The sequence below is a fragment of the Acidiphilium sp. PM genome, from assembly GCF_000219295.1.
Classification (GTDB): domain Bacteria; phylum Pseudomonadota; class Alphaproteobacteria; order Acetobacterales; family Acetobacteraceae; genus Acidiphilium; species Acidiphilium multivorum.
This window is the reverse complement of record NZ_AFPR01000285.1, coordinates 1-759: the sequence shown is the minus strand read 5'-3', so window position 1 is coordinate 759 and position 759 is coordinate 1. Positions and strand designations below refer to the sequence as shown.

The 759-nt window shown below is 74.2% G+C and carries 1 protein-coding gene; it reads left to right on the top strand.

Annotated elements, in window-relative coordinates:
- Nucleotides 1-759, top strand: a 759-nt coding sequence (locus tag APM_RS11445; protein ID WP_039888394.1) for a type II secretion system F family protein, incomplete at both ends; no start/stop codon positions are given.

Genomic DNA, 759 nt, shown 5'->3' with positions numbered 1-759 from the left:
TCCCTGCTCGCCCTGCTCAACCGCGACATCGGCGGCGCCCCCCGCCTCGGCGCCGACGCGCTGGCCGATTTCACCCGCGAACTCGCCGCGATGCTCGGCGCCGGGCTCGACCTCGAACGCGCCTTGCGTTTCGCCGCCGGCACCGCCGCCACCCCGCGCGTCCGCGCCATCATCCTCGCGATCTGCGACAAGGTGCGCGACGGCGCCGCCCTCTGGCGCGCGCTCGGCCACGAGCCGCGCAGCTTCCCGCCTTTCTATGTCGGGCTGGTGCGCGCCGGCGAGGAATCCGGCGCCCTCGCCGCGACGCTCGAAGACCTCGCCGAATTGCTGGAGCGCAACCGCTCGCTGCGCGCCGCGATGATCGCCGGCCTCACCTACCCCGCCCTGCTCGCCCTCGCCGCGACCGGCGCGATCGTCTTCCTGCTCACCAACGTGCTGCCCGAATTCGTGCCGATCTTCGCCGAAAACGGCGTCCCCCTGCCCGCCACCACGCGCCTGCTGCTCACGATTGGCCAGGCCTGCGCCGCGTCCTGGCCCTATGCGCTGGCGCTGTTCGCCCTCGCCATTCCCGGCATCCGCCTGCTGCTCGCCCGCCCCGCCCCGCGCCTGCGGTTCGACCGTCTGGTCCTCCGCCTGCCGCTGCTCGGCGCCCTGCTGCGCGAGGCGCTGGCGGCCCGCTTCACCCGCACGCTCGGCACGCTGCTCGGCAATGGCGTCGCCCTCGTCCCGGCGATGGCGATCGTGCAGAACGTGATCGGC